A 19,096-nucleotide genomic window follows, 5' to 3' on the forward strand; every position below is an offset into this window, starting at 1 on the left:
CCCGTGGCCTGCTTGCCCTTGCGGCTGTAGGCCATTTTCTTACTAAAAGGCCCTGTTTTAAAACAGGGCCTTTTTACATCGCTCAATCACAAGCTAAACCTTTTATAAATTAAGGTGTTCAGTGACAAACGCGATCATCTGCTGGTAATAATGAAGTTGGTGCTCGGCGTTATAAAAGCCGTGCCCCTCATCCTCCAGCAACACATATTGATACGGATGTTCGGCCTTATCTAAGGCGGCTATCAAAGACTCAGCCTGTTCAATAGGGGCGCGCTGATCTTCTCCTCCATGAACAATGAGTACGGGCGCCTTTAATTTATCGACATTGTAACTCGGTGAGAACGCCTTTAGCTGCTTCTTGTCGCTGCCTAAGACCTTGCGTAAGTAGCGCTGGCCACTATCGCGAGCAGCCACGTCACCCTCATCAAACATCAACGGTAAATCATAGACCCCGACTACGCCCACCGCACATTGGAACATATCGGGTTCAATAATAGCGCTTTGCAATGCTGAGTAAGCGCCAAAGCTGGCTCCCATGATGCACATATTATCTTTATCAACCCAGCCTTGCTCTGCCACGTAGTTAACACCGTCAATAATGTCATACTGAATATCACTGCCCCATTTGCGATACCCTGCACGCTGGAAGTTGCCACCAAAGCCGCCTGAGCCCCTGAAGTTTACCTGCAACACCGCTATGCCTCTGCTAGCCAAGAGCTGTACTTCGGGATCGAATCCCCACCAGTCACGAGGACCATGGGGGCCGCCGTGGGGAAGTACAACTAATGGTAAGTCTTTTAATTCCTTACCATGGGGCACGGTAAAGTAACCGTAAATATTCAGCCCATCACGCGCAGTATACTGAATGGGCTTGGTTTGTGACATTTGCGTAGTATCAATCCAAGGCCGCGACGAGAACAAAAACTTCAACTCGTTGGTACTGGCATTAAACAGGTAAAAGCTACTGGGGTGACGATCGCTACCTGTCCACACCACACTCAGGTTACCGTCTTCGGTGCTACTGGTGATACGCACTTGGCGCCCGGGAACGGCTTGCAAAAGCCCCTTAAGACGCTTTGTCATAGGCGCATTCTTATCGACAAAAGCATAATTAGGATATTGCGCTTCGTACTCAATCGCGAATACCGATTTATCGACCTCATCAACCCATACCTTGCTAGGAGAGACATGCTCTTCTTGATAGACCAATTCATGGGTTTTAGTCTCTAAGTTCAACTTATAAAGGCCAGCTGGTTCACCATTTTTAGAGGCACTGGCGTACACGACATCCCCTTTTTGGTTAAAGCCATGCAACTTGATATCTGACAACCCCATAGCCCCGCGCTCAAGCTCAACCCACTGACCCTCATCAAGGTCACGTAAGTGAATCTCTTGGTCGGTGTAATTATCAGTAGAGACCGATACCCGTAAGCGTCCTTGCTCATCAGTTAAAAACTGCGCCATACGCGACGGTGAGCGGGTGACCTGACGGCGTAACCCGCGATACACATCCACTTCATAAACGATGGTATGGGGCTCCTTGCTGCCAGTCCAAGGGTAGGTAACCACCAGCATATGTCGCTCATCATCAACCAATGGGTCAAGAATATAAGAGGTGCCGTATACGGAGGTCGCCTTACGTAAACGCGAGCCCGTCTGTTGCTCACCCTGATAGCCCATCAGATATTTAGAGCGGCTACCATCGACGTTTACGCCGAATAATTCGCCATAGTATTCAGGATGGTCTTTCCAGCCTCGTAAGTATTCTTTGCTTAACACCACGCGCTCATTATTGACCCACTGGTAATTGCCAACCTGTGCGTTGCTGGGAAAGCTGACGCCGTGATGCACTTTGAAGTTTTCGGTATCAAGAATAATCAGGACATCCTTGCCCTCTTTTTTGGTCATCGCCCCTAGGTAGGCGCCATCGGGAGATAATTTAAGAGAGTGGTACTGTGCGCTACGGGAGAAATGCTCTAGAGGAATAAGCTCCGTTTTGGCTTCCTCGGCACCAACGGCCGTGCTAACAAGCCCCAACAGCAGGGCAATAAATAATTTCATTATTTCACTCCATGAAATGTATTTTAAAAGTAGTACTTTTTATTTTTGTTAAATAAGTTACAAGAGTGTACCGCGATAGCTATTACGGTTCCAGCTACGGGCCAGATGAAAGGGTTATTAAACCTGTATCTAACCCAACGTTGTGTGCGATGCAGAATCAGCGCAATACCAGCACTGAATGCGCCCGCGATTTTTTGTTCTTACTGGTAACTTCATTTATCGTCGCTCTCCCCTAGGGTCGGGCGCTCATGTCATAGCAAAAAAACAGAGAGCTAACGCAGCTTCAATAAATCCTAAAAAAGGGTAATAGGCCCAGTGAAGTGCATACGCTACACTGTAGTTGTCCACAAAATAGGAGTCTTTCACTTATGAAGCCCTCCCTAATAATATTATTACTTGTCACTTTGTTATCTGCGTGTTCAGAGTTATCCATAGAACCATCAGAAAATTCCGTTGGCATTAGCTATCGGTGTGATTCTGGATCGACATTAAAGGTCGAATATAACGACAGCACGGCCACATTAACGCTGGACGGCGATACTTACAGTTTATCGGGAGAACGCTCGGCCTCCGGAAACAAATATACTAACGGTGAAATGACCTTCTGGGGCAAGGGCGATGAAGCAATGCTAATGATAGGGAATGAAACCTGGCAGTGTCACCGTAGCCACTGATCGCTTTTCCATTGGCTTACAGTATAATGCTGCAAACACTCAGGCTTAACGAGGCGTAATGAAATATAAAGATCTTCGCGACTTTATCGCGTTACTGGAAAAGCGCGGCGAGCTCAAACGAATTAGCCAGCCCATCGATACTTACCTAGAAATGACGGAAATAGCCGATCGCACATTGCGCGCTAAAGGCCCGGCCCTGTTATTTGAAAACCCCAAAGGTTACGACATTCCGGTATTAGCTAACCTCTTTGGCACTCCTGAACGCGTAGCCCTAGGTATGGGCCAAGATAATGTAGAGGCCTTGCGTGAAGTAGGTAAGCTGTTGGCCTTTTTAAAAGAGCCTGAGCCCCCGAAAGGTATTAAAGAAGCTATAGGCCAGCTGCCGGTGTTCAAGCAAGTGCTTAATATGCCAGCGAAGGAAGTGAAGAAAGCCCCATGCCAACAAGTGGTATTAGCTGGGGAGCAAGTAGATTTAACCCGCCTACCCATTCAGCACTGCTGGCCAGGTGATGCTGCACCGTTGATCACTTGGGGCTTAACCGTTACCAAGGGCCCGTACAAGAAACGTCAGAACCTCGGTATATATCGCCAGCAATTATTGGGGAAAAACAAGATCATCATGCGTTGGCTATCCCATCGCGGTGGTGCGCTTGACTTTCAAGAGTGGTGTAAAGAGCATCCGGGTGAACCTTATCCGGTGTCGGTTGCCCTCGGAGCCGACCCTGCCACCATACTAGGCGCGGTAACACCTGTGCCCGATACTCTGAGTGAATACGCCTTTGCAGGTTTACTTCGTGGCAGTAAGACCGAAGTGGTCAAGTCCGTTTCCAACGATTTACAGGTTCCCGCTAGTGCCGAATTCGTGCTTGAAGGTTACATTGCTCAAGACGAGCGCGCCCCGGAAGGCCCTTATGGTGACCATACCGGTTATTACAATGAGGTCGATGACTTCCCTGTTATGACGGTGACGCATGTTACGCACCGTGAAAACCCTATTTATCACAGCACCTATACTGGCCGCCCACCCGATGAGCCGGCTATTTTAGGCGTCGCCCTGAACGAGGTGTTTGTACCTATACTACAAAAGCAATTCCCAGAGATTGTCGATTTCTACCTGCCCCCAGAAGGCTGCTCCTACCGCATGGCCGTAGTGACCATGAAAAAGCAGTATCCAGGGCATGCAAAACGCGTAATGATGGGAGTCTGGTCGTTCTTACGCCAGTTTATGTACACTAAGTTCGTCATCGTTTGTGATGACGATGTCAACGCACGCGACTGGAATGATGTCATTTGGGCGATCACCACCCGTATGGACCCCGCTCGTGACACCACCCTAGTGGAAAACACCCCGATCGATTATCTCGACTTTGCTTCACCTGTTTCTGGTTTAGGTTCGAAAATGGGCATGGACGCAACCAATAAGTGGCCAGGAGAAACGGATCGCGAATGGGGTGAGCCTATCGTTATGGATGACAAGGTCAAACAACGCGTTGACGAAATCTGGGATTCCCTAGGTATCGACTAAAGTGCAGACTTATCGCCACAGCCGCTTATGTGATACGCTGTGGCGCAGCTAAAATCATAAAGGTTAATCATGCAAACACTAAAAGCGGATGTGGTAAGCATCACGCCACTGACAGAATTTGTTTCCAAGGTTGTCTTGGCACCCGAGCAGCCAGCTGAGTTTGAAGCGGGTCACTACTTGCAGCTCGTTTTAGCCGAGAAAGATAAGCGCGCCTTCTCTATCGCCAGCCGCCCAAGCCAAAAACAGCAAATTGAGCTGCATATCGGCGCATCGGGCGCTGATAGCTATGCGATGCAAGCCCTCGATCATTTGCGCCAGCACCATGAAAATGGCACCCAAGCGCTGATTGAAGTAGGTTTAGGCGTATCGCAGTTACGCATCGACTGCACCCGTCCGGTGGTATTGTTAGCCGGTGGCACCGGTTTTTCATACGTAAAATCAATGGCCGACCACCTAGCTGAAATTGACTGTGACCGTCCCGTCTTTTTTTACTGGGGTGTGAAGCATGAAGATGCTTTATATGCCAAAGAGGAAATGCAGCAGTGGGCAGCTAAACGCAGTAACTTCACTTTTATCCCGGTGGTTGAGCAGCCTCAAGGTGAATGGCATGGTCATACCGGCCTTGTGCACCACGCGGTGATGAAAGATATTGTTTCCTTGGAGCCTTACTCTATTTATATGGCGGGACGCTTCGATATGATAGGCATTGTACGCGACGACTTCATTGAGCATGGTGCCCAGCGCGAATATATGTTTGCCGACGCATTTGCTTTTATCAAATAGAGGCAGCAAGCTAAAGCCCTACATTCCACCGATGTAGGGCTAACTCTCACTCAACCATCCGTTAAATCGAACACTTCCATTTATTTATTCCCTTTTACCTATCAAAAAGACAAGCCTACACTGCTCCTAAGACTTAAAGGAGTGACAGATTATGTTCGATTTAAAAGTACAGCATGCTATGAGCCGCAGCTTTCTTTCTCTCAGCCCAGACTTGGAACTAACAGCGGCCATTGCGCTGCTCAAGAAACATCAGGTTATAGGCGCACCTGTTGTTGATGAGCAACAACAGGTGGTGGGTTACTTGTCGGAGCAGGATTGTCTGGCGCCGCTGACCATCAATAGCTATTTTTGTGATGGCCGCATTACAGTGGCTGATGTGATGCATCAAGATGTGCTCACAACATCCACACAGACGCCACTGCTGGAGGTTGCGCTAAAAATGCAACAACCTCATAAACCCAAGCAATACCCCGTAGTGGAGCAAAACAAAGTGATAGGCATCATTAGCCGTACTCAGGTTTTACATGCGCTAAGTCGCAGCTATCAAAGCTGCAATGCAGCCTAATTTATGAACGCTGCGCCGCTTTCACTTTTAATGCAGCTTTATCACCGTCACTTAAATAAGCAATAGTCAGGGCGTTTTCTTGGGCCTGAGTGATATGCTCTTGGCTGAGGCCGGCTTGGTATGCAGCATGCTGATACTCATTAGCAAGCTCGATACCTTGCACCGCTGGGTCATCGGTGTTGATGCTAGCCAAAATGCCATGCTCTAAAAATTGTTTGAGCGGATGTGTATCAATTTGTGCCACTGTGCTGGTCAGTACGTTACTGGTCAAGCAAGATTCAATACCGATACGGTGATCGCGCAAATAATCCATAAGCTTAGGGTCTTTGGCGGCGTTAACGCCATGGCCGATGCGGTCAGCTCCTAATCCTTCAATGGCTTGCCAGATACTGCGTGAATCTTCGGCCTCGCCAGCGTGAATAGTCGCTCGCAAGTCGGCTTTATGAACTTGCCTAAAGTGATCAACAAACAACTCCCCGGGGAAGCCCAACTCATCACCAGCTAAATCAACGGCGACCATGTGCTCTTTGAAGGCTAAGATGGCATCGAGTTCTTGCTGACACTTTTGCTGGCCAAAGGTACGCGATAAAATGCCAATTAAGTTGACTTGAACGTCATGCTCTTGCACCGCGCTGTGGATGCCATCAACCACCGCTTCCACGACACCTTGCGGATGCAGACCATGACTCATCGCCATGTAATAGGGGCTAAAGCGCAACTCGGTATAGTCAATACCTTGTGCCGCTGCGTCTTCGACGTTTTCAATAGCAATACGACGACAGGCGTCATAATCCCCTAACACTTTCACTCCCCAATCCAGCTTAGCCAGAAATGAGACTAAGTCTGGTGCAACCTCGATTACCTGAACATGAGGGCGTAGCGATTCAAGATCGCTGCCTGGAAGGTCAAGATTAAACTGCTGACCAAGCTCTAAAATTGTTTTGGCACGCACATTGCCATCAAGGTGGCGGTGTAAGTCGAGCAATGGTAACTGGCGATTGATCATAATGACCCCCTAGGTTTCGATAAAATTTCGCGGATCATACGCACTTGAGGGATAAATTCAAGCTACGCGTGCTGCTTCGCTGGGTGCTGTTTTAATTGCATGGCGATACTACTAAATAGCCGCTCCGCGTCTATGGGTTTGACCACATAATCATTCATGCCGTAGTGCTCAGCTAGCTTAAAGTCATGCTCTTGAGCATTGGCAGAGAGCCCAATAATTGGCAAGTCGTCTAGCAGTAGCTCATTGCGAATAGCTCTAGCTGCGGTTAAACCATCCATGTTCGGCATTTGAATATCCATTAATACTAGGTCGTAGTGGTTTTCACTCACCATCTCAATAGCCTCGACACCATCATTAGCAATATCAGGCTGAGCTCCTTTGCCCTCGAGCATGGCTTTGGCAACTTGTTGGTTTAATAAGTTATCCTCAACTAACAAAATAGCGACGCCGGTGAGGTCTAACTCCAAAGTGGCTTGCTCTTTCGCCTTGGGCACATCGGGACGCAAAGCTAAAGGGCTTTGTTTGGGCAAATAGACACGAAAACACGAGCCTAGCCCCTCTTCACTTTCTAGGGAAATACGCCCGCCCATTAAAGTGACCAGTTTCTGACAGATACTCAAACCTAACCCTGTGCCGCCGAAGCGTCGCGAGGTGGAGCCATCGGCTTGAGAAAAGGGCTTAAACAATTGCTTTTGAATATCTTCGCGAATGCCCATGCCGGTATCCGTGACACTAAAGCAAAGCTCGTTATCGTGTTCGTCTACCTTTAGGCGGATCGCCCCTTGCTGGGTGAATTTAACGGCGTTATTCAGCAGGTTTAATAACACTTGCTTCAAGCGAATCGCATCGGTGTGGAATACAGGGTTCACTCCCTCGTTTATTTCATAGTCAATCACTAAACTTTTGTTACCCGCTTCCACACTCATAAGGTGTTTTAGTTCTTTGCACAGCTCTTCAAGTTCTAAAGGCTCTTGATACAACTCTAGTTTGCCTGCCTCCATTTTCGAAAAGTCGAGGATATCATTGAGCACCCGAAGTAATACGCTCAGAGCACTGTCGGCTTGAGTGATATATTGCTGTGCTTGTGGCCAATCTTGTTGTTGCAACGCTAAATAGTGCAAACCTTTAATGCCATTGATTGGCGTACGAATTTCATGGCTCATGTTAGCCAGAAACTGAGACTTAGCGTCATTGGCACTATCAGCTTTGGCTTTTTCTTCTCGTAACACCCGGGTTTGTTTTGCTACTTGGTCACGCACCCGAATATTACTGCCGGTAATGGCGATTAAAAAAGTAATTAGTAACCACACAAACAACATGCCTATGACCTGTGCATACCAGTAGCCAGACCATGCGTGGGCTATCCCTAGGCGGTGCAAAGTAAGTTGCCATTGGCGGTTAGCGATCGCAAAGTCATGACGCATGATAACGGGTCCGGACTGCGCTAAAGGTAAAATAACTTTATGAGGCTGTGCACTCATATCCACCAGCTCAACCCCAACATTATTAAAGGTCAGGTTGGCCATCGCCGAGCGATGCAGCAAGGGCAAGCTAACCACCGCAGCCACATACCCTCTGATACTTTTATCTTTGGCTCTGACAGGCGACAACACCAAAAACCCTAAGTCTCCTTGAGGGCTACTCTCTAGCGCAAAGGTATCAGTGACAAAGAGTTCACCTTTATATGCTTGAAGGTGCTTAAAATAAGGCTCAGCACTGATATCTAAACCAAAAACCTGTCGCATTCCTTGAGAAAAGTGGCCGTAGTAAACCGGAAAGTGCGCGCCGTTATTAGCGTCGCGCTCATAGCGGGCAAACACTTTGAAAGGGTTACTCATTTCCACCGTGGTAGATTGTTCAAACTGAGCGATATCTTGGCTTTTTACTTTAGGCATCCACACCAGCGCGTTGATTTCTGGATTGTAATTCATCTGTTTAGCCGTGAACTCACGAAACTCGCCACGAGTCACCGACTGTTGATTACCAATGAAGGATGCTAGCACTTGAGTATTGGCCCGCAGGCGAGTAAGAATTTCGTCGAATTGGTCAACAACGACCTGAGCTTGAGCTTGGAATAATTCTTGGTCTTTATTGTGCTTATTGGTTGCAGCAGCATAAAAGGTCAGGCTAATGGCCGCATAAATCACCATGGATGGCACAATCACTTGTAAGCGATGACGCATCACCGCGAAGTTGAAACCTGCCAACAACAACGGAGTAAAAATCATAACTCCGATGCTATCGCCTATCCACCAAGTGACGAAGCTGTCCCATCGCGCCACCTCAGGAATAACCTCATTAGTGATCAGCAGCTCAGTCCCCACTGCAGCGGCAAAGACACAAACAACTGGTCCACCAAAAATAATACTGGTGATGGTCAGTTTGAGGTCTGAGAGATCCAGAGGCGCTTTTATTATTCGAGTGATGACCCAGTAGCCTAGAAAGGCCTGAGCAGTTGAAGCTGCGGTCACAGAGGCCGCATGCAAAGCAACTTGCCAGTGTAAGATGTCGGCGACCACTTCAAGGTGAAGTAAGTTGGTCATCAACGCGCCAAGCACAATGCCAACCAACGCTCGCCGCCCTGCAATCAATAATGCCGCTAACGCTATGCCTGAGGGAGGCCAGGAAGCCACCGCATAGCCATCAATAGCCAGTAGCGCATTGCTTAAAAAGCCGGTAATGAAGTAACCCAGTGCTACTACAAAGGTTAAGTTAAAGAGATTCTTCATTACCTTCCCTGCTTCTGGTCTTAAGTCTTAGCTGTGATCGAGAACCAATAATGCTTTTTCAGCTTGCTGCGTTGCGCGATAACTACGCATCGCACGCTGCGGATGAGGCAGGGTTTGTTGTTGTGCTAGCACCTTATCGAAAATACGCGATGCGAGGTCATGCTCTCCTTGGCTTTGTGCCAAGTAAGCGAGGCACAATAGCATTTCTGCTTCGTCAGGTTGCTTCTTCAATTCTTGTTGCAGTGCCTTTTGCAGCGCTTCAACGTCACCTTGCTCTATCTCACTAAGGATAGACAATAATTGCGAATATTCACCGCGTTTCAATAACTTCTTCAGGGCATCAGTCACCGACGCAATGTCGCCTATGCGCACAACAGCACGTAAATAGTGTGTATGTGCCGCCTCACGGATATGCTTTGGCAGCTCATTTTGGCGTTTATCGAGCTGAGCTCTATCTGCTCCTTGGAAATATTGTCGTAGCGCCCAGTCCCATTGGTATTCATTAAGACTTTGTGATTTCACCAAACGCGGCACTAGCTCTGCAAATTCACTGTACTTGCGTAATCTTAGTAGCACCTGTGCATACAAATTTAGCTGCTGTGATGTCGCTTTTTTACTATTACACTGTTGCCGTAAGGTCGCTAATACCTCTGCATCTGAGTGGCTCTCTAACCACAGTGCCGCAGGTTTCGCACGGTTGGTATCCGAGAGTTCATCAAGCAAGTTTAGGGCTAGATCTGGCTTATCTTGACGCAAACTTGCTTTGGCGCGCATTGCCAATGCAAAATCCTGCCAATGGTCTTCCACCTTGCCTTTGCTCAATGTATGTTGCAGCTGCTCCATGTCGTCATTAATCAACGCCCAAATCGCTTGCTCCAATACGGCCTGCTTGCGCTCTTTGGCGCGCGCGAAAAAGCCATGACGCAAATTGCGGTAACTGCCCCAGCCATAGCGCACCAAGCTGTAAATTAAGTAGCCAAGAAACAGCGCCAAGGCAGTAAGAATGGTGAAGCTTACAATGCTTCCCTCTACAGTCCACTGACCGAACGCAATAAGAACATAACCTTTTTCGTCTATCAGCCAAGGCGCTATCGCTGCAACTGCAGCAATAACAATAAAAACAATTAATAAACGCGCCATATTAAGACTCCCCCACAACCTGAACAGAGCTGAGCGTAACTGGCTGCTGAGGAACCAAGGTTTTTAATTGGAGCTGTTTAAGCTGACCCAAAAACTGGCTGGTCTGCGGTTGTTGCAGGTTAAAGTAACGCGTCACGATATCGGCGGCACTCTGCAAAGCTTGTGTATACAACTTGGGATGTTTATGGCTAGCGGCAAAGCCTGCCTGATCGAGATAAAAGTGAAGTCGCTGTTTAATAAGTCGCTGCTGCTGGTTATCTAATAATGGCTCTATAACGGCCTCGCGCTTGCGCACTTTTATAAAATCATCCACCAGCTTATCCCAGGTTGCAGCTAAATTGCGTCGCCAATCAGATACATTGTCCGACAATGCCTGTGATTGCTCGCCATTGCTTTTGGTAGGCGCCAATTCAACCATATTAAATTGTAACTTATCGACCTGACCACCAAGGCCGTGAAGTCGAAGCACCACCGCTTCAACATCGGCCACTTCGATGCTGGCCAGCTGCTGTAAATCAGTGTGAATAGCGCGTCTTAATTGGGCATTCCCAGGATAACTTGCCAGTAATGCATCGAGTCGCTTCAGCGTTGCTGCAGCGCCTGCGTAGTTCGCTTCCGACCAAAGTTGAAAATCAGCCATGGCGACCAAGCGCTTCACTTCGTTGATGTCTAACGGCGGTTGCTCTTGATTGTTCAAGCCATCAATGGCTTGCTCTATTTGCCCAGCTACGGCACGTTGATTAGCACTTAGCTCACCATTAACTCTATCACTAAACTGTCGTTGCCATTGCTGAGCACTATGCTGCTGTTGTTGCAGAGCGTTGGCCAATGCTTCGAGGCGTTGATTGAGCGCTTGATTATCGCTTTGTAGCTGCTCTAAATGCTGTTGTAGTTGGTTCTGTTCTTGGTCTTGCGCCTGCTGTTGTAACCAATATTGATATCCAGTTACCCCAGCCGCAGCCAATGCCACCAGCAACGCTAGAACGGCTGTTTTACTTATTTTTTGTGTCATTGGTTTACTCTGTGATGGTACTGCTTTAGGTTGTGTTGCGCTTGGCGCAGGCTCACTCTTTGGTGTGTTTTTTGGTTGTTCGCTCATGTTTCCTTCCTGCTCGGCACCAATACATGCGGCAATGGCCTCGTTGTCGACATCGGCTGCAACCTTAATTTGCTCGCCTTTCACCCCAAGCTTCACTAGGTGCGCCTTAGTGCGCTCACTTACAATATAAAATTGCCTTGATTTAAGCCACTGTAACAGGCTTTCATCTTGGCAAGCAAAAATAGCATCTGCACCACTGTTACTGGTGATTACCAACGCCTCAACACCCTGCTGCTGCCACTGCTGTAACCATGCCTTGCTGCTACCGTTGACAGCTTTGCGCTCGTAAGTCACCAGTGAGTTAACAAAAGCACCTCGGTCTTTCAGCGTTTTGGCAATCAAAGTGCGCCCACCTCGGCCTTTGATTAACACGACTGTTTTACCTTCAACCTGCTGCAGCTCGGGTAATCTCAATAACCCTTCAGAGTCATGCTGTTTTTTTGGCACCTTGGCATTACATGAGAATTGCTGTTCAAGGGCTTGAGCGGTCGTGGGTCCAACCGCAAAGCAAGCCAAATTGGCGGGTAAGGTATCGCGCTGTTGATACAATCCTTGCACAGCATCTTGCGACACAAAAATAGCGATATCAGCCTCATCAAGGGTAGCCAGCTGATTTGCGTCGACCGAGAGATAGTCAATCTGCAGCACAGGTGTGGTACTGACGCGATGACCTGCAGCAATCAACAGCTCAGCGAGTGCTTCTCCTTTGCCTTGAGGGCGGGTGACCACAATATGCGCCATAGTAATAAATCCGTATTATTTTAGTTCGCCATATACTTCGGCAAGAATACTTCCCGCCCCTTGCGCTAACAGGTCATCCGCTAGCGAAATACCAAGCTGCTCAGCTTCAGAAGCTGGACCGGTGATCTCAGCCCGTAAAATTTGCTGACCATCCACCGAACCCACTAAACCACGTAAATAAACGTGATCTTCGTTGAGCTCGGCATAGGCTCCTATTGGAACCTGGCAGCCTCCCTGAAGTCGACGATTCATCGCTCGCTCGGCATCAACTCGAATCCGGGTTTCGCGATGCTCCAGCGGTGCTAGCAATGCCTTAATCGCCGTATCATCACTGCGACACTCGATACCCACAGCCCCTTGGCCATTGGCAGGGAGTGATTGCTCAGCACTGATATAACTGCGAATACGCTCGGGCATGTGCAACCGTATTAAACCGGCCGCAGCAAGAATAATGGCGTCATATTGACCATCATCTAGTTTAGCCAAGCGGGTGTTCACATTACCTCGTAAATCACGCACCTCTAAATCTGGGCGCTGCTCTTTAAGTTGGCACTGCCGACGTAGACTGGACGTGCCGACCACAGCACCTGCGGGCAAGCTATCAATGTTATCAAACGTATTCGAAACAAAGGCGTCACGAGGGTCTTCACGCTCGCAGATGGTGTGTAACTCGAGACCCTCGGGAAACTCTACCGGGACATCTTTCATTGAATGCACAGCGATATCAGCGCGACCATCCAGCATCGCTTGCTCAAGCTCTTTAACAAACAAGCCTTTTCCACCCACTTTTGCCAGTGGCGTATCAAGAATAATGTCACCCTTGGTGGTCATGGTGACGAGCTCTACGGTAATACCCCTGTGATAACGCTCTAGTTGCGCTTTTACAAACTCAGCTTGCCATAGCGCTAAGGCGCTTTTGCGAGTAGCAATACGCACTCGCGCGGTCGAATTGGTCATGAAATTCCTACTTCGAATTTATCGTGAGCCAACCAAGCGAAATGCTCGGGTAGCCAATAGTTTATTATTTTCGTCTCTCAGCTCTACTCGCCATGTGCCGAGCTGGCTTGGCATGATGTTCTTAGACGAGAAGGTACGGTAACGAGTGGTATGAACACCGAGCTCAACGTTGGCCATAGTTTGGTCATTAAAGTACCACACATGCTTTACTTTTTGTCCTTGTAAACCATGTAATTCGGTGAAGAAAAACAGCTGTTGCTGGAAGTCACTGGTTTTTACTTCTTGGCCAAGAGAGTTAATCGGTTCACGGTCTTGCACAGCGGTTGTGAGCACCGCTCGGCTTACCTTGTCGGTGTCAATTTTGGTGCCTTGAGACAAGCTTGCTACTTTAGCCTCAGTATTAAACTCACTCTCGGGCGCAGGCGCATCCACTGCCGTGTCATTCGCCTGTGCCTCAGTTGAGGACGCGGACGTGGAGCTCTCAACAGTGCTCGTTTCATTGGTACTCACTTGTGCCACCAGCGTTTGCTCAGACTCCACCATGGCGCTCTTTGAGTCAGCCTCTACTTCATCTTCTTTGTGGGGCTGGCTCGATTGCACTGGTGCCTGCGCAGCTGACGCGACGGGTGCTGCTTTTGCAACCGTGACCTCTTGCGCACTTTCATTAGACGCTTCAGCCTGACTCTGTATACCATCGGAGGACGCCGTATTCACCTCGCCCTGCTCGGCGTTGGCAGGCGTAAATGCAAGGTACCAAATCGCAGCCACAGAACACAAACCAAGCGTTGCAGCACCAACGATGCGGCGCCAATGCCATTGATATTGCACTTCCTTGCGCTCAATACGTTGAGTCTTGTTATTCATATTCGCTGTGATCACGATTTTTTGTCCCATTACCGTTGTTCCTGAATCATTATTAACTTAGTCGCTCAAGCAGCCATTGTCGAATAGCGTGCAGCTCGGCATCACAGACTTGGTGGGCCATAGCGTAAGATTGCCAAGACACGTTCATGCCTTCATTTTGCAGGTAAGTATAGGCTTGTTTACCTGCTTCTAAAGGCACCACATTGTCAAAATCGCCATGAGCCATGAAAATATTAAGATCGCGATGGCGGGCCTCATCCGTTAAGCGCTCAGGCTCAGACATATAGGTTGATAGCGCCATAACACCGGCCAGCTTATGATGGTAACGCGGCGCTAAGTGTAAGGCGATAACTCCCCCTTGAGAGAAGCCAGCTAGAATAATTTTATCCGCAGGGATCCCGGCCGCTATCTGCTCGTCTATTAATGCACTGATACTTTGCGCCGATTGTTGCACACCTTGGGCATCTGCACGTTTATCTAGATCAAGAGATTTGATGTCGTACCAAGCCCGCATCTCCATACCACCATTGATGGTCACCGCTTGCACCGGGGCGTGTGGGAAGAGGAACTTGACCCCGAGCTCGGCTGGTAGGTTTAAGTGTGCAGCAACAGGTGCAAACCCTTCACCAGAATCGCCTAAACCGTGAAGCCAGATAACTGTACATTTGTGCTCTGGCGCATCAAACACACTCACGCCGTCAAAGCTACTCACTTAATCATGCTCCCAGCGGATTTCAACACCCGCTTGTTTACTCGCCGCATCACACATAAACTGCCAAAATTCCGCACCAGAGCGGTTATCAATCCAAGTATCGCCGCGTAGTTCAAAATGGTGTCCGTTAAACTTAGTAGCGACCCAAACTTGATGTAATGGCGCTTGTTTATTAATGACAATTTTACTGCGATCAGCAAAGATAATTTCTAATATGCCAGCTGCAGACTCATAATCTAAATCCGCATCAATATCGTCTATCTGCTCTTCTATTGTTAGCATCAAGGCATCGGCTAACTGATGGTATTCGGTATCGGTCATGGTGGTTTCGCTCATTGTGGCTGCGCTCCTATATGCTCGCAGTAACGTTCGATGGGAAATAATTCAACAGCAACGACTACATTTTTTGTATTTTCTGTTACTCTGCGATTATAAAACGAGTCATATTAATTATCTATCGAATCGCTATGTACAAAAGTCATCGTTTGCTTCGTATCCTTGCAGCCTCCAGCTTAACGCTTCTCAGTGCGTGTGGTCAAAGCGGCGCACTCTATTTGCCACAACAAGAACAAGTAGATAACCAACAAGCAGAAACACCGCTAAATACCAAGGAAACCGCAAACGATAACGCAGAGCCGTCGCCACAGCAGTAAAAGCAATGGCCTTGGCGCAACTTTGTAGGCATAGTAACAGCATAGAGTGAGCGATTATAAAGCGTTATGTTAGTTAACTTTTCAAAGATGCATGGTTTGGGTAATGACTTTATGGTCGTGGACAATGTTACCCAAAATATTTTTCTCTCCCGAGACCAGATCAAGCGCTTGGCGGATCGCCATTTTGGCGTTGGCTTTGACCAGCTGCTCATGGTGGAAGCACCTTATTCACCGGATTTAGACTTTCATTACCGCATTTTTAACGCCGATGGCAACGAAGTTGAACAATGCGGTAACGGCGCACGTTGTTTTGCTCGCTTCGTACGTATGAAGGGACTCACTAATCGTCATAAAATCACCGTTTCTACTAAAGGCGGCAATATGACGCTGTATATTGAAAAAGACGGGCAAGTGACGGTCAATATGGGGCAGCCAATATTAGAGCCCAAAGAAATACCGCTGCAAGCCAATAAGCGTGAGCTAACGTATATTCTTCGCCACCAAGAACATACATTATTTATGGGCGCCGCATCGATGGGCAATCCACACTGTGTGATCGAGGTTGAAGACATTACTGCCGCCGAGGTGCACACCCTAGGTCCAGCTGTTGAGCAGCATGAACGCTTTCCAAAGCGTGCCAATGTCGGTTTTATGCAGATTATTGACGAGTCTCATATTAAACTCAGAGTGTGGGAGCGTGGCGCAGGTGAAACCTTAGCCTGTGGCAGCGGTGCATGTGCAGCCGCCGTTGTCGGCCAGTTGCAAAGCAAGCTTGGGCGCAACGTCAAGGTAGACCTACCAGGCGGAGCATTGCAAATACGGTGGCAAGGTGAAGGTCACCCAGTCAAGATGACGGGCCCCGCTGAGCATGTTTTTGACGGACAAATAGCCTTATGAGCGAATTAACTACACAGCAAGTCAGTGAATACCTACAACAGAACCCAGACTTCTTTTTAGAAAATCCGGGCGTGTTTGCTTGTATGAACTTTGGCTCTCAGCATGAGAGCGTCGCTTCCTTACAACTGCGCCAGCAGCAGCTATTAAGAGAACAAAACCTTGCTCTTCAAGAACAATTACAACAACTTGTAAGTCAAGCGAAGCAAAACGAACAGGTTTACCAAGTATTCAGTGCCTGTCATCGCCAGCTTATGAGTGACTGTGAATTTGTCGAGCTTGCCAGTAGCCTAGAGCAACTTATTTGCGAGCAACTGCAGCTTAACGAGTGCAAGTTGGTTCAGTACAATGATGCTCTGCAACCGCTAATAAATAGCCGTTTACATGCACAAGGCCATTATTTAGGACGTCTCTCGGAGCAAGAGCAGGCATTGATCTTTAATCATACCTGCAAGAGCGCGGCATTGTACTTAATTGGTGAACCGGATGCGCCCTTAGCATTGCTCGCATTTGCCAGCGAAGATGAACTGCATTTTGAGCCCGCGCAGGACAGCTTTTTTATCTTCGAGTTTGTGAAAGCATTACAAGAGCGTCTCGCTACCAGTTCATGAGCGAGTCGCAGGCGCTAACATTTTCGACCATGGCTGATACTTGGGCCGCACCTGTCCAATCGTACAGCGATTATCTTCGTTTTGAAAAACAATATTCGCCACTCACACTAGAGCAATATCAACGGCAACTTCTTGAAGTAGCGAGGTATTATCATGAAGAGCGTGATGGTTGGCTGACCTTAAGCGCTGATGATATTCGCCGGTTCGCCATGTCATTGCGAGCACGAGGCCTAAGCGCTCGTACCGTCAGTTTAAAATTAAGTTGTCTGCGGGCTTTTTTTCGCTATTTGAAGCTTTACCACCAGCACCACGACAACCCGGCGCAGTACGTAAAAGGACCAAAATTCGATAAGCCCCTGCCTCGTAACTTAGATGTAGACCAAATGCATCAATTGTTGGATATTGATGATGATGACCCGCTTGCAGTTCGTGATAAAGCCATGATGGAGCTGATGTATTCCAGTGGTTTGCGGATCAGCGAACTGGTGAGCTTAAATGTAACCGATATAGACGTGCGTGGCGGAGAAGTTAGGGTCCTAGGTAAAGGCCGTAAAGAGCGTATTGTTCCTGTGGGCCGCCAAGCCATTAGCGCATTAAACTCGTGGCTAAAAATACGCCCAGCGCTGATCGGCCAAGACTCTGATGCGCTATTTTTATCACAGCGCAAGTTGCGCATTTCTGCTCGTCACGTGCGTGAGCGCATGCGTGAATGGGGCGTCAAACAAGGGATTAGTGCCCAGGTACACCCACACAAACTACGCCACTCTTTTGCTTCGCATGTGCTTGAGTCCAGTGGTGATTTGCGCGCGGTGCAAGAGTTACTTGGACACAGCAGCTTGTCCGCCACTCAGGTTTATACCCATTTGGACTTTCAACATCTTGCTAAGGTGTATGATAATACCCACCCTAGAGCCAAAAAACAGAAGTAACTATGATTCGATTTAATCGCGCCTTAGAGCAAGCCAAAGTGCTCAGTTTTGATTTGGATGACACACTGTATAACAATCATCCGGTCATTAAGGCTGCACTGCAGGCGCAACATGATTACTTACAAACATTGCCGCAGTGGCGCGAGCAAGAAGCTGATTTTTGGCAATACTGTCGCGAACAGGCGTTAATGCAGCAGCCAGCATTAGCGCATGATGTTACCGCCCTACGTAAGCAAGCACTTACTCATGCCATGATTCACATGGGCGTTGATAGCAGCCATGCTGAGCATGCCTATCGGGCGTTTGCCAAGGCTCGTAGTGACATTGTTGTTGCCGACAGTGTGCTGGCATTATTGGACACTTTGCGCCAACGCTTTCGCCTGATAGCCATCACCAACGGTAATGTCGATGTCACCCGCTTTAACCTTCATGACCAGTTTGATGCCGTGTTTATGGCCGGCCCGGACGGTCGTGCAAAACCTTATAGCGACCTTTACCACAAAGCAGCGCAAGCAATGGCGGTCACACCGCAGCAAATAATCCATATCGGCGATAGCTTAGACACCGATGTACAAGGCGCTAATAATGCTGGTTGTAAGAGTGTATGGCTAAATAACCAAGCGATTAGCTACCAGTACAAGGGGCTAGCGGATATGGAGATTAGCGATATCCATGAGCTCGAGATTCTCACTTAAACAGGTTAGTTTGTCCGAGTGTTTAACAGCTCAGCGTCGTATTCCAGAGCTTGCCACTGGGGCCAGCCTGGCTCGCTATGAGCGAAAAATCGCGGCGGCTCCTTTCCTTGCTCTCGTGGCTTATCAGCAACACCATATTATCGGTTTTAAACTGGGCTTTGCGTTGTCACCACAGTGTTTTTATAGCTGGCTTGGCGGTGTGGTGCCCAGTTATCGCTCTCAAGGGGTAGCCAGTGCGCTGCTGCAATATCAAGAGCGCTGGGCCAAGGCCCGTGGCTATCAAGAAATTCAAGTTAAGAGCATGCTGTGCTTTAGCGCTATGCGTGCCATGTTAGCAAAGCACCAGTACCTACAACTCACTGCCAACAGCCAAATTGATGCCGATACTAAGATTGTATTTAGCAAGCTGCTATAAAGCCATCAAGTGCCAGTTTCGGGCCTGCAAAACCATAGCTCAT

Annotated in this window: 19 protein-coding genes; 10 read left to right on the forward strand and 9 right to left on the reverse strand. The window is 48.3% G+C overall.

Features of this window, described 5'->3' with window-relative positions; genetic code table 11:
- Positions 1–102: 102 nt before the first annotated feature.
- A complete protein-coding gene (locus MHM93_RS17690; RefSeq protein WP_239450039.1) occupies positions 103–2,061 on the reverse strand; it encodes a S9 family peptidase in 1,959 nt (652 codons plus the stop codon).
- 368 nt (positions 2,062–2,429) lie between these two features.
- Between MHM93_RS17690 and MHM93_RS17695 the strand changes: the two genes are divergently transcribed.
- The 4 genes from MHM93_RS17695 (at position 2,430) to MHM93_RS17710 (ending at position 5,608) form a co-directional block, all read left to right on the forward strand.
- Positions 2,430–2,735 carry an MliC family protein gene (locus MHM93_RS17695; protein WP_082342288.1) on the forward strand — a complete coding sequence of 102 codons (306 nt, stop codon included), beginning with the start codon at positions 2,430–2,432 and terminating at the stop codon, positions 2,733–2,735.
- A gap of 58 nt (positions 2,736–2,793) precedes the next feature.
- A complete protein-coding gene (ubiD, locus tag MHM93_RS17700; protein ID WP_239450040.1) occupies positions 2,794–4,260 on the forward strand; it encodes a 4-hydroxy-3-polyprenylbenzoate decarboxylase in 1,467 nt (488 codons plus the stop codon).
- A 69-nt stretch (positions 4,261–4,329) separates the two neighbouring features.
- The gene (gene fre / locus MHM93_RS17705; RefSeq protein WP_045979494.1) at positions 4,330–5,043 is read left to right on the forward strand and encodes an NAD(P)H-flavin reductase; all 714 of its coding nucleotides are present in this window, start codon (positions 4,330–4,332) and stop codon (positions 5,041–5,043) included.
- A 151-nt stretch (positions 5,044–5,194) separates the two neighbouring features.
- Positions 5,195–5,608 (forward strand): CBS domain-containing protein, encoded by a 414-nt coding sequence (locus tag MHM93_RS17710; RefSeq protein WP_239450041.1) that lies wholly within the window; start codon positions 5,195–5,197, stop codon positions 5,606–5,608.
- A gap of 1 nt (position 5,609) precedes the next feature.
- Here the strand turns inward: MHM93_RS17710 and add are convergent, their stop codons facing one another.
- The 8 genes from add to cyaY form a co-directional block, all read right to left on the reverse strand.
- Positions 5,610–6,614, reverse strand: coding sequence for an adenosine deaminase (gene add, locus MHM93_RS17715; RefSeq protein ID WP_045979492.1), 1,005 nt, complete (start codon positions 6,612–6,614; stop codon positions 5,610–5,612).
- Positions 6,615–6,676: 62 nt separating this feature from the next.
- Complete coding sequence (locus tag MHM93_RS17720; protein WP_239450042.1) at positions 6,677–9,343, reverse strand: ATP-binding protein; 2,667 nt, start codon at positions 9,341–9,343, stop codon at positions 6,677–6,679.
- Between the two features lie 27 nt (positions 9,344–9,370).
- A complete protein-coding gene (locus tag MHM93_RS17725) occupies positions 9,371–10,483 on the reverse strand; it encodes a heme biosynthesis HemY N-terminal domain-containing protein (protein ID WP_239450043.1) in 1,113 nt (370 codons plus the stop codon).
- Position 10,484: 1 nt separating this feature from the next.
- Positions 10,485–12,323, reverse strand: a complete 1,839-nt coding sequence (locus MHM93_RS17730; protein WP_239450044.1) for a uroporphyrinogen-III synthase — start codon at positions 12,321–12,323, stop codon at positions 10,485–10,487.
- A gap of 15 nt (positions 12,324–12,338) precedes the next feature.
- On the reverse strand, positions 12,339–13,280 hold the full coding sequence (hemC, locus tag MHM93_RS17735) for a hydroxymethylbilane synthase (protein WP_239450045.1): 942 nt from the start codon (positions 13,278–13,280) through the stop codon (positions 12,339–12,341).
- An 18-nt stretch (positions 13,281–13,298) separates the two neighbouring features.
- A complete protein-coding gene (locus MHM93_RS17740; protein ID WP_239450046.1) occupies positions 13,299–14,174 on the reverse strand; it encodes a DUF2914 domain-containing protein in 876 nt (291 codons plus the stop codon).
- 22 nt (positions 14,175–14,196) lie between these two features.
- Positions 14,197–14,856, reverse strand: coding sequence for an alpha/beta fold hydrolase (locus MHM93_RS17745; RefSeq protein ID WP_235420180.1), 660 nt, complete (start codon positions 14,854–14,856; stop codon positions 14,197–14,199).
- Positions 14,857–15,177, reverse strand: coding sequence for an iron donor protein CyaY (gene cyaY / locus MHM93_RS17750; protein WP_026110922.1), 321 nt, complete (start codon positions 15,175–15,177; stop codon positions 14,857–14,859).
- A gap of 146 nt (positions 15,178–15,323) precedes the next feature.
- On the opposite strand from cyaY, the gene MHM93_RS17755 reads away from it, so the two are divergent.
- The 6 genes from MHM93_RS17755 (at position 15,324) to MHM93_RS17780 (ending at position 19,053) form a co-directional block, all read left to right on the forward strand.
- Positions 15,324–15,509, forward strand: a complete 186-nt coding sequence (locus MHM93_RS17755; protein WP_239450047.1) for a lipoprotein — start codon at positions 15,324–15,326, stop codon at positions 15,507–15,509.
- Positions 15,510–15,575: 66 nt separating this feature from the next.
- The gene (dapF, locus tag MHM93_RS17760) at positions 15,576–16,406 is read left to right on the forward strand and encodes a diaminopimelate epimerase (protein WP_239450048.1); all 831 of its coding nucleotides are present in this window, start codon (positions 15,576–15,578) and stop codon (positions 16,404–16,406) included.
- Positions 16,403–17,014 carry a DUF484 family protein gene (locus tag MHM93_RS17765; protein WP_022943591.1) on the forward strand — a complete coding sequence of 204 codons (612 nt, stop codon included), beginning with the start codon at positions 16,403–16,405 and terminating at the stop codon, positions 17,012–17,014. The genes dapF and MHM93_RS17765 overlap by 4 nt, the downstream gene beginning before the upstream one ends.
- Positions 17,011–17,943 carry a tyrosine recombinase XerC gene (gene xerC, locus MHM93_RS17770; protein WP_275444320.1) on the forward strand — a complete coding sequence of 311 codons (933 nt, stop codon included), beginning with the start codon at positions 17,011–17,013 and terminating at the stop codon, positions 17,941–17,943. Before MHM93_RS17765 ends, xerC begins: the two co-directional genes overlap by 4 nt.
- Positions 17,944–17,945: 2 nt before the next feature.
- Positions 17,946–18,638, forward strand: a complete 693-nt coding sequence (locus tag MHM93_RS17775) for an HAD-IA family hydrolase (protein ID WP_239450049.1) — start codon at positions 17,946–17,948, stop codon at positions 18,636–18,638.
- A 10-nt stretch (positions 18,639–18,648) separates the two neighbouring features.
- On the forward strand, positions 18,649–19,053 hold the full coding sequence (locus MHM93_RS17780) for a GNAT family N-acetyltransferase (protein ID WP_239450050.1): 405 nt from the start codon (positions 18,649–18,651) through the stop codon (positions 19,051–19,053).
- Positions 19,054–19,096 lie beyond the last annotated feature (43 nt).

The sequence above is a fragment of the Pseudoalteromonas sp. MM17-2 genome (genome assembly GCF_022347945.1).
GTDB lineage: Bacteria > Pseudomonadota > Gammaproteobacteria > Enterobacterales > Alteromonadaceae > Pseudoalteromonas > Pseudoalteromonas ruthenica.